At 60.2% G+C, this 9,849-nt stretch carries 10 protein-coding genes; all 10 read right to left on the bottom strand.

The features are described 5' to 3' along the window. Positions 1-523: 523 nt before the first annotated feature. The 10 genes from H7007_RS01665 to plsY all read right to left on the bottom strand — a co-directional run bounded on the left by H7007_RS01665 (position 524) and on the right by plsY (position 9,833). Positions 524-1,120: a TetR/AcrR family transcriptional regulator gene (locus H7007_RS01665; protein ID WP_287152753.1), complete on the bottom strand. Its 597-nt coding sequence runs from the start codon at positions 1,118-1,120 to the stop codon at positions 524-526. A 3-nt stretch (positions 1,121-1,123) separates the two neighbouring features. Next, a complete protein-coding gene (locus tag H7007_RS01660) occupies positions 1,124-1,702 on the bottom strand; it encodes a PadR family transcriptional regulator (RefSeq protein WP_287152752.1) in 579 nt (192 codons plus the stop codon). Between the two features lie 429 nt (positions 1,703-2,131). Further along, positions 2,132-2,764, bottom strand: a complete 633-nt coding sequence (locus tag H7007_RS01655) for a DUF3786 domain-containing protein (RefSeq protein WP_287152751.1) — start codon at positions 2,762-2,764, stop codon at positions 2,132-2,134. Between the two features lie 35 nt (positions 2,765-2,799). Continuing rightward, the gene (locus H7007_RS01650; protein ID WP_287152750.1) at positions 2,800-3,522 is read right to left on the bottom strand and encodes an anaerobic ribonucleoside-triphosphate reductase activating protein; all 723 of its coding nucleotides are present in this window, start codon (positions 3,520-3,522) and stop codon (positions 2,800-2,802) included. A 4-nt stretch (positions 3,523-3,526) separates the two neighbouring features. Next, positions 3,527-3,772 carry a thioredoxin domain-containing protein gene (locus H7007_RS01645; protein ID WP_287152749.1) on the bottom strand — a complete coding sequence of 82 codons (246 nt, stop codon included), beginning with the start codon at positions 3,770-3,772 and terminating at the stop codon, positions 3,527-3,529. Next, positions 3,759-6,581, bottom strand: a complete 2,823-nt coding sequence (gene nrdD / locus H7007_RS01640; protein WP_287152748.1) for an anaerobic ribonucleoside-triphosphate reductase — start codon at positions 6,579-6,581, stop codon at positions 3,759-3,761. Before nrdD ends, H7007_RS01645 begins: the two co-directional genes overlap by 14 nt. Before the next feature lie 31 nt (positions 6,582-6,612). Continuing rightward, positions 6,613-7,086, bottom strand: a complete 474-nt coding sequence (gene nrdR / locus H7007_RS01635) for a transcriptional regulator NrdR (protein WP_287152747.1) — start codon at positions 7,084-7,086, stop codon at positions 6,613-6,615. A gap of 178 nt (positions 7,087-7,264) precedes the next feature. Then, positions 7,265-7,969: an LmeA family phospholipid-binding protein gene (locus H7007_RS01630; protein WP_287152746.1), complete on the bottom strand. Its 705-nt coding sequence runs from the start codon at positions 7,967-7,969 to the stop codon at positions 7,265-7,267. A gap of 167 nt (positions 7,970-8,136) precedes the next feature. Then, positions 8,137-9,198 carry an NAD(P)H-dependent glycerol-3-phosphate dehydrogenase gene (locus tag H7007_RS01625; protein WP_287152745.1) on the bottom strand — a complete coding sequence of 354 codons (1,062 nt, stop codon included), beginning with the start codon at positions 9,196-9,198 and terminating at the stop codon, positions 8,137-8,139. Next, complete coding sequence (plsY, locus tag H7007_RS01620) at positions 9,195-9,833, bottom strand: glycerol-3-phosphate 1-O-acyltransferase PlsY (RefSeq protein WP_287152744.1); 639 nt, start codon at positions 9,831-9,833, stop codon at positions 9,195-9,197. The genes H7007_RS01625 and plsY overlap by 4 nt, the downstream gene beginning before the upstream one ends. Between the last annotated feature and the right edge of the window lie 16 nt (positions 9,834-9,849).

The following is a 9,849-nucleotide window of genomic DNA, read 5'->3' as shown; positions in this document are numbered from 1 at the left end:
ACCATGCCCATGAAATTGAGGTGCTGCGGGCCGAGTTCCATGACCACCTTGGCGTATCCCGGTCGTAACTCCACCACCTTTGCCCCCAGGTGTCGGGCATAGGAATCGGTACCGATTATCTCCTTTATCTCCGGTCTCACGATTTCCGTGGTCAACTCCCGCTCCCCTCAACCGTTCAACTCAAGGAGACCGCTCGTAATCATCATCCGCCCATCCTCACCACTCCAGATACCAGGGCGGTAAAGGAAACCGAAAATTAGGAAACTTAAAAACGCATAATAGTTTTATAGTTTTTCTTCCATTCAATCACCTCGTCACTGGGCTGTCAAGGTGATGCAGGTAATCCTGCCCTTTCACCGTTCATGAAAGTGCTTTCTTACCGGCGCCGAGTGCCATCCATCGCCGTCTCCCGCTCCCAAAGGCTTTTACAGCGCTCTCTCGGTCTTTAAATCAAGGCGCCTCCAGCCGGCTGTCGGATCCTCTCCCCGGGGATGCCATGATCCCTCGATGCCAACCTCCCGCCTCACTGGGAATTCGTTCGATGCTCGTGGCTGACGATCCCCTCCATGATGATCTTCATGAAGGCGGTGTACACCTCCTCCAGGCCTAATCCGCTCTCGATGAGGAGATAGGGATTTCTGGAAAGTTCAACCATACCCTGCATGAGATAGGCGAACACCAGGGGGTTGATGTCCGAACGGAACTCGCCGGACCGCATCCCCTCCTCGATGATGGATACCACCCCGCCTACGATCTTGCGGTAGAAATCGCCGTAGACGCCGAACACGTCGGGGAAAAACATCTCCACTTCCTTCACCAGCCACGGCTTTATCTGGGAGACCTCGTCCACGATGTGCTTGCTCATGAGGTAGAGCTTGGTCATAGCGTCTTCCTTGAGGTCCAGTATCTCCTGCATGCGCCGGAGTATCTTCCCCGCCCGGCGGTTCAGGGCGGTGGTGAACAGCTCATCCTTGGAGGAGAACGATTCGTAGATGGTCTTCTTGCTCATCCGCAGGCGCTGTGAGAGGTCGTCCATGTTGAAACGGCGGTACCCAACCTCGAAGGCCAGTTTCTCCGCCTCATCGAGGATGCGCTTGGCCCTTTCGTCCCTGCCGTCCATCCCTCAACCCTCGTTTCTCCCCGGGTCTTTTCCCGAGCTCCTGGGTACGTCCGCCTTTCCGCGCAGCTCCTCGAGCAGCCGGGAGACCCACTTCGACTCCCGGCGGTAGAGGTCTATCTCATGCTCCAGTATGAGCAACTCCAGCGGAGAAGCGACCCCTTCCAAGAGCCCTCTCTGCGAGGACAGTCTCCTGGCGCTTTTTTCCAGGAAAGACCTCCGGCTTTCCAAGGCATCGACGGCCTCATCCACGGAAAGGCGTTCCAGAAAGGCCGCCCCCACGGCATAATCCAAACGCAGGGGCTCCTCCTCCGAGCAGGCGGCGTGCACGACGTCGCGCAGCCTCTCCTCGCCATCCGCGGTCAGGGCGTAGACCCTCTTCTCGGGCATGTTGCCTTCCCTCTCCATCCATGAGGTCAAGTACCCCTTTTCCTCGAGGCGTGCCAGGACTTTGTACACGGCCACCTTGCTGGCCGGACACCAGCGCAGGAAACCGCGTTCTTCCATTTCCCGAAGAAGGTCATAGCCGTGCCTCTCCCTCTCGGCAAGCAATCCCAGGACCATGGTCTCGATACGCGAGGTCAATTCTCATCACCATCCCGCTGTCCCCCCGGGCCGCGCCTGGAGATGCGACTCACTGACCATTTATAGTATACTATAAACTATTAAACAGTTTAATTTTTAGACTCCTATATACTCATACCCCGACCGGGAAAGACACAAACGCCCCGTTTCCCCGGCAGAGCGTCATCATCTGCAGAGAATGTGCCTGGAACACGGGTCTGCAGGCGTCCCCTCTTCCCGCTTCCCTCCGGACCGGCTCGCATCGGGTTGCCTGGAAGGCATTGCTCGTATAACCCGTCCCCACTTAACCGTACCCCAACGGATCTGCTCTCCGGCAGGCCACCTCAGGGCGAGAACATCTGGCTAAGGATGAATGAGAGCGTCTTTCCCGCTGCCCGCGACCCACATCCCGTCCACCGGCGGAGTGGTATGCCACGGTGAAGAGCCCTGTCACTCCGGGGAAGGGAGCTTCAGCCGTCCATCGGCTACGTTTATGAGCCTTCCCACCACCTCTCCGCACAGCATGCGCAGTTCAAAGGCGTTGAGGTAATTCGTAGCCGAGGCGTCGAAGAGTATCCTCGTGCTGGGCTCGAATTCCTCGTCCCCGCGCCAGATTATGAACAACAGGGGGAGGCGGGGAAAGGTCTTGAGGACGAGCCCCAGGTCTCCCTGCTCCACCACTCTGGCTCCCAGCTCCAGCCCCGCTTCGCGTAATCCCTCCAGGTCTCCGGCGAAGCGTCGGAGCAGGCGCTCCTCCACGGTGTCCTGGAAGCTTTTGGCGTAGAACAGGCCGTCCTTCAGCTCGCGGTAGGGAACCCAGCGATTGGCGGGAGGCACGGCCCTGGCATGAGCAAGGTAGAGGAGGGTGAGAAGCCTCACCACGAAGGTGTTTAGAAATTCCGGTGCGCGAAAGGACAGTTCCGGGTGGGACACATAGAGGCTCCAGCGCAGGAAGCCGATCCTGAACTCCTTGCCGTCCCAGGGGACCCCGGCTCTTTCGGCTATGTCACCGGGCCGGCTTTTGCGCAACAATGCGCTTGGCTCGGCGAAAGGGTCCTGTTCCTTCCTCTTCCCGCCGGCCACTCCGGGCGCACCTCCCAATCTTTCCTTCCGGGCTCTCAGTTTCCCACGCCCATGGCCGCCAAGCCTCTTACCCGCGTGGGAACAAGTGCCGAGAGTTCCTCCGACCAGCTCAACAGCTGCTCGTCAGGGTAAGGCACCACGCCCTGGTAGGCCGGGTCGAGGGTGTGTTCCGGCCGGAACTGCTGCAGGACCAGCCGCCGCGCTCCCCGCACCATGCGCGCCAGCTCTTGCAGCTCTTGGTACCCGACCCACCCCGGCACCACCGTGCAGCGGAACTCGTGCTCCCCGCCCCAGGAGATGATCGTCTCCGCAGACTCCCTTATAGCCCGCACGTCCAGGGGCCGGCCGGCGAGGGCCGGGTATCTGTCCAGCGACGTCTTTAGGTCCATGGCCACACAATCCACGAGCCCCTCTTCCATGAGGCGCCTGAGGGCGCGGGGTCGAGAGCCGTTGGTGTCCAGTTTGACTTCCACGCCCAGTCCCTTGAGCCTCCGGCACAGCGCCGGGAGGTCGGCATGGATGGTGGGCTCTCCGCCGGTAATGCACACGCCGTCGATCCAGCCCGCCCGGGACTCGATGTAAGCGACGAGGTCCTCCCAGGCAACGGGCTCTTCCTTCCCGGAATCCTCTACCAGTTCGGGGTTGTGGCAATACGGGCAGCGGAAATTGCACCCGGCCAGGAAGACCACGGCGCATATCTTTCCCGGCCAGTCGATCATGCTCAAGGGAAGCACTCCCCTGATCTCCGCCCGTCCCATGGCCTCAGTTCACCCACTCCGCGATCTCCCGCGGCGAGGGCACGGTGCAGCGCCAGGCGTAGAGCTCGGTTCCGTTCTCGTCCACCACCACGATGGATGGCGTGCAGAGCACGCTGTAGAATGCGGCTTCCGCAAGCCCGTCCGCCTGTTCTATGTCGTATATCTCGGTGTGCGGGAAGCGGCTGGCCACCTCCTTGGCCGCCGGGCACTTCTGGCAGTCCCGCTTCACGAAGACCTTAAGATGTTGCATGCCTCAATCCCCCTTTCAGGTCCGTCCTGACGCGGTCCCTCAACTCTCCCAGCTTCCCCTTGTTCCAGGTGGTGATCTTGGAGAAATACCCCACAATGCGGGTGATGCCGTAGACGTTGGTGGATCCGCAGGTGGGGCAGGTTTCCCTCAATCCCCGGGTGGTGCGCCGGCAGTCGTTGCACACGGTGAACTCCGGGGAGAAGGCTATCTGCGAGGATTGCGTGTTGCGGAAGGTCTTGATGACGAAGTTCTTGATGGATTCCGGATCGGGCTCGTGCTCCCCCAACCAGATGTGACAGATGGCCCCGGCCTCGATGAGGGGGTGGAAGAGGCTCTGTTTCTGCACCCTCTCGATGTAGTCGATATCCGCCTCCACGTTCAGGTGCACGCTGTTGGTGTAGTAATATTCCCCCGTCTCCAGTTTGCCCTTGAGCACCTTGGAGGCCTGGGCGGGATAATATTTCATGTCCAGCTTGGCCAGCCGGTAACCGCTGGATTCCGCCGGGGACTCCTCGAGGACCATGTTGATGCCATACTTCTCGGAGAGCTCCTTGCACGCCAGGTTCATGTAGGCCACCACCTTGAGGCCGAACTTCAGTGCTTCCTGGGATTCGTGGAGCTGCATGCCCGTGTGGTACTGCACCATCTCGTTCAGCCCCAGAAGCCCTGCCAGGTAGGTGAGGCGGTCGAGCCTCAAGTAGGGCTCTCCGTCCTTCGCGTCGCAGAGCAGGGAGAGAGGCCCGTTCACTCCCAGCTTGAGGAGGGAGGCGATGAAGTCCCTTTTCTGGAGGTGCGCTTTGGCCACCATGTGCATGGCCTTCTGGAGCTCGTTGAAGAGCACCTCGTCCGACCCGTTGGCCTTGTAAGCGATGCGCGGCAGGTTGATGGTGATGTTCTGTAGGGCGGTGAAACGCATCTTCTCCGGGGTCTTGGTCTCCTGCAGGTCCCTCTCCTTGAGCCTCAACTTGAGACGGCAGCACTGGGAGACGGTTATCTCGTCCCCGCGGTCGAAGACGAAGTAGGTTATGCCCTGCCGCGCCGCCACGCGACAGGCCAGGTCCAGGAACTCCTCGTGGCCCGGGGTGCGGAAGAAGTCCTCGTTGATGTGCAGGAGGGGTTTGGGGAAGACGAAGGTCTTGCCCATGGCATCTCCCTCCAGATAGACCTCGAAGAGCGCCTTGAGGAAGGTCTGGGCCTCCTTCTCGTAGTCCTTGTAGGTCTTTCCCGTGTACTCGCCCCCCGGTCCGATGGCCGGGGTGTCCCGGAAATGGCGGGGGACGTTCCAGTAGAGGTTGAAATCGGTGAAGACCACCTGGCTCCCCCTCGCCCCCGCCAGTTGATTGAACTCATAGATGAGCATCTGGGCCAGCTGTTTTATGCGGCCGTAGTCCAGCCCCACCAGGTAAGGGGCGAAGAACATGTTCACCGCTTCCCAACCGATGGCCCCCGCATAGTGGGACTGCAGGGTGGAGGCCATCTTGACCATATGCCCGATGAGCACCTCGGGATGCCTGGCCGGGCGGGAGGTGCTGGTGATGTTGGGGAGGGAGAGGCCGTATTTCTTGATGTAGTCCAGACTGTGCCCTCCACAGTTGTGAGAGTAGATCCCGTTGGCGATGAGGGTACCGCTTTCCGTGGTCACATCGTAGATGTATACGTCCAGCACGTCCACCGGCTCCACCATTATCACCACGGAAGCCCCGGAGCCCGTGGACGTGGATCCGGAGCGGTTCGACCGCATGCGCCTGCCCCTGCCGCGGGCGGTGCTCGTCGCTTGGGAAACCAGTTCCTCCATGCGGCGGTGGGCCACCAGGAGGTCCCCAGCGGCGAACCTGAACTTGAAGGTGGTGGAATTGGCCTCCAGGAGATGGGAGGCGTGGATCTCCTCCATACCCTCCAGGCGCCCCCTGGGCATCTCCAAGGTCTCCACGGCATCTCCCACCTCCACCAGGGACGCCGGCTTTACCTCATCCCCGGTGATCACCGGGTGGTCGTGCGTGACCACGCAGTGTTTCCCGTCCGAGGTGGCGATGAAGACCATCTGTTTCCCTAGGCGGTCCTTCTTGACCACCCGGCGTATCCCCGTCCACCGGCCCCCACGGTCCAGTATCTCGAGGTCCTTCGGGTATTTGACCCGCACCGTGGGTTCGGGCCTGGTCTCCCCCGGAAGGAGGTGGTAGAGCTGCTCCATGGTTGTGGTGAAGACCAGGGGCGAGCCTTTCACCCTCCAGTGGACCAGTGTGTCGCCGAGGTAGGAATAGGGGCGGATGATGAAGCCCAGGTCGTGAAGGTGGATGTCGCCCACCATGTGCGCTCTGGCGATGTCCTCGGAGAACACCTTGCGCAGGGCGAACTCCTTGAGGATGGCCTCCGCAAGGGTGAGGTTTATGGATTCCGGATTGTGCGTGGTGTTGCTGTTCTCCTTGTTGGCGCTGGTGATTATCTGCTCCACGTCGTACATGGGAAGGCCCAGGTGAGAGTGCTTCTTATGCATGGTCCCCAGGCCCCTCTCCAGGAGCTCCAGGTCCACCAGCTCGCGGATTATGGAGGTGGTCACGGTGTTCATGCCCGCCTGGACTATCCTCTCCTCCACCCGGTCGGCGATCTCCTGGGCGAGCTCCGGGCTGGCATCCGTCTCCAAGATGAGCGACTTCACGATCTTGCTCTTGTCCCAGAGGTTTATCTCCTCCTTCGAGGAGGTGCTCACCAGGAGGGCGATGTCCGTGGCGTCCTCCGCTTCCTCCCTCCTCTTCAGGACCCTTATGTTGTTCACCGGCGGTATGTCCTTCCGCTCCTCCGCGGCGTGCATCTCTTCCCTCCTTCCCATGCCCCCGACCGCTTCACCGACGGTTCTTCTCCACCTTTTTCTCCAGAAGCTGTCCCAGCTCGCTCTGGAACTCACTTATGTCTTTGAAATCCTTGTAAACCGAGGCGAACCTCAGGTAGGCCACCTCGTCAAGGTCCTTCAACCTCCTCAGTACGGCCATGCCGATGACGCTGGAGGGTATTTCCCTTTTGCCCTCCTCGCGCAGCTCTGCCTCTATGGAGGTGGCCAGGTCCTCTATCTGCTGGCTGGTCACCGGCCTCTTCTCAAACGCCTTCCTCAATCCCGCAAGCACCTTTTCCCTTTTATAGGGCTCGCGGTCTCCGTTCCTCTTTATCACCGTCAACGGAAATTGCTCGTATCTCTCGAATGTCGTGAACCTCTTGGCGCATTTCTTGCACTGCCTTCTTCTCCTTATGGATTGGCCTCCGTCCGATTCTCGCGAATCTATGACCTTGCTGTCCGGGTATCCACAAAAGGGGCACTTCATAGCGTATCCCCTCCCCTAGAGCTCCATCCTACATTTTGTGGTTAATTCAGAATTTAGAATACTAGATGTTGAGTTGTCAAGGGGTTTTGGAAAAAATCTTCCACTTTTTTCCTCTCCATACAGTAGATGTTGAGTCTGATGCCATAAACTTATGGTCAATCTTTTAAAAATTGACGAATCATAAAGAGCCGATGGAGGCATCCAAGTATCCTTCCCATTCCTCAAGGATAACTTTCATCGACAGTTGGTCTCCTTCCACCGAAGCGGAGAGCAGTGCAAACCGCATTGGGAAACCCCCCACGGATACCGTTATCTCTGAACTATCAATATAAGGTTTACTTTCATTGGTCTGGCCTGACATCTCCGTCGAAACCGGCTGGGGACGAAAGGTCATGCGATCTTCACCTGAAATGTAAACTTCATATTTAAGGTTAAGTCCCGATACATCCACGCCTATCATCCCCTCGCTTTCGGAAAAAGTGGCCACTCCTCCCAAAAGTGGCTCCAATCCGGCAAGCGGGATACGGAAAACGGAGCTCAAACGGGAAAGGGATCTTATCTCCAACCTGCCCCCAAAGACGGCGGCCATATCCAGCTCCACATCGTTCATTCTGAGGTCACAGACAGCGGATACGGGAAGGGACCTCTCTTCTGTGGAGAGGCAGAGGTCACCGGTCCATTCAAGACGCAGATCACGTATGTGGTTCTTGGCCAGGCTGACGATGAGGGGGAAGGAGTTTATACGCACACGAAGTCCGTCGTGCAGGCCATACTGTCTTTCCAGAGCTTCCTCCATCCCCCTCTGGGCCAGATAGGTCACCGCCATCTCCAGGCTAAGGGCTAAAGCCGCGGTCAAGGCCAAGGCGAAAAGAACCCTGCGCAACAATTGTCTCCCCTCCTCCAGAAAATGCGGTAGGATAAGCTTAACCGTCGGGAGTGACAATCATGTGCCGAGCCTTGAAGGAACGATGAGGGTCTGAGGTCATTCACCGAAGGGTCCGGAACATGTTGGCTTGGGACCTGGTCGCGCCTGCGGTCGACAAGGCCGGCTCATGCGGGTGGCGATCCCCCGCTCTCCTTGCGGAGCAGGAAATCCCGGAACAGTCTTTCCTCGGTCTCCTCTTTCAAGCGACGGGCCATAAGCTCGCGCAGCACGTCGGAGGGTTTGCTTCTGCCCTCGATTACCGCCCTCACCCCGATAGCGATGGGGATCTCCACGCCAAGCCCGGACGCCATGTCCGTCACCATGCGCGTGGTGTAAACTCCCTCGACCACCATGCGGCTCTCGGAGAGGACGTCATCCGCCCGTTCCCCTCGCCCCAGCCTCTCGCCGAAGGCCCGGTTGCGTGAATGTCGGCTGATACAGGTCACTATGAGGTCCCCGATCCCCGAGAGACCGGAAAAGGTGACCGGGTTGGCGCCCATAGCCGCCCCGAAGCGTGCCATCTCCGCCAGCCCCCTGGTGATGAGGCTGGCCTTGGTGTTGTCTCCAAGGCCCAGACCGTCCAGGACCCCCGCGGCGATGGCGATGACGTTCTTGTAGGCCCCGCCTACCTCCACGCCTATCACATCCGGGTTGGTGTAGACGCGGAAATAATCGGAACTGAGGATCTCCTGCAGGCACCGGGCCAGTTCCCCATCCCCGGAGGCGACCACCGTGGCACTGGGCACCAGCCTGGCCACCTCCTCGGCGTGGTTGGGCCCCGAGAGAACGGCCACCCTCTCCCTTCCGGAAGGCCTTCCCAGCTCCTCGGCGATGGCCACCGAGAGGCGGCTTCCCGTGTGGTAGTCGAACCCCTTTGCCAGGTTGAGGACCGGAGTCCCGGGAGGGAGGTAGCGACCCACCTCGCGGGCCACCTCGCGGGTCCACCGGGAGGGGACGGCCATCACCGCCAGTTCGCATCCGGCCAGAGCGTCCCTCATCTCCCCTTCGGCCCTCAATCCGGGCGGCAGGGCAATATCGCTCAGGAAATATGGGTTTCTCAGCGAGCCGTTGATCCCCTCGACCACCTCGGGTTCCCGCGCCCACAGGGTCACCTGGTTCCCAAGACGGCAGAGGTGGGCGGCCATGGCCGTGCCCCAGCTTCCGGCCCCTACCACGGTGATCCTCAAGTCCCCGCCTCCCTGGTCTTTCTCGACGGCAGCGAGATGCGGGGTTCCTTCCCCGACAGCAGCCGGCCTATGTTCTCCCGGTGCCTGTAGACAGCGAAGATACTGGCCAGGCAGGAGACCGCCAGGTGCGGCCAGTACATGGACAGGTCCCCGCGAAGGAGCACGGCGGCAGCGACGGGAAAGGCCACCGCCGCGGAGATGGAACCCACGGACATGATCCTGCTCACGACCACCATGAACAGGAAGGTTCCCAGCACGGCCGCGGTCACCTGCCAGGGATAGGCGGCGATGATCACCCCGCCGCTGGTGGCGATTCCCTTCCCACCCTTGAAGCCCAGATAGAGGCTCCAGTTGTGCCCGACGATGGAGAGGAGTCCGGCCAGAAGAGAGAGCCCCGGACCCAGCCCCAGCGCCCTCCCCACCGCCACCGCGGCAACTCCTTTCCCCATATCGAGAAGGGTGACGGCGATGAAGGGGCGGACGCCGAAATTGCGCAACACGTTGGTGGCCCCAATGTTTCCGGAACCCAAGCGACGGATGTCGCTCTTGAAGACCAACCGGGATACCAGGTAACCGAAAGGTATGGAACCCAGAAGATAGGCGCATATCAGCCACAGGGGCGCTTTCCAGGCCATGACTCCCCTCTTCTAG

Origin of the sequence: Candidatus Solincola tengchongensis (assembly GCF_015711935.1) — a bacterium.
GTDB classification, from domain to species: domain Bacteria; phylum Actinomycetota; class Geothermincolia; order Geothermincolales; family RBG-13-55-18; genus Solincola_A; species Solincola_A tengchongensis.
This window is presented reverse-complemented; position numbering and strand designations above follow the sequence as displayed.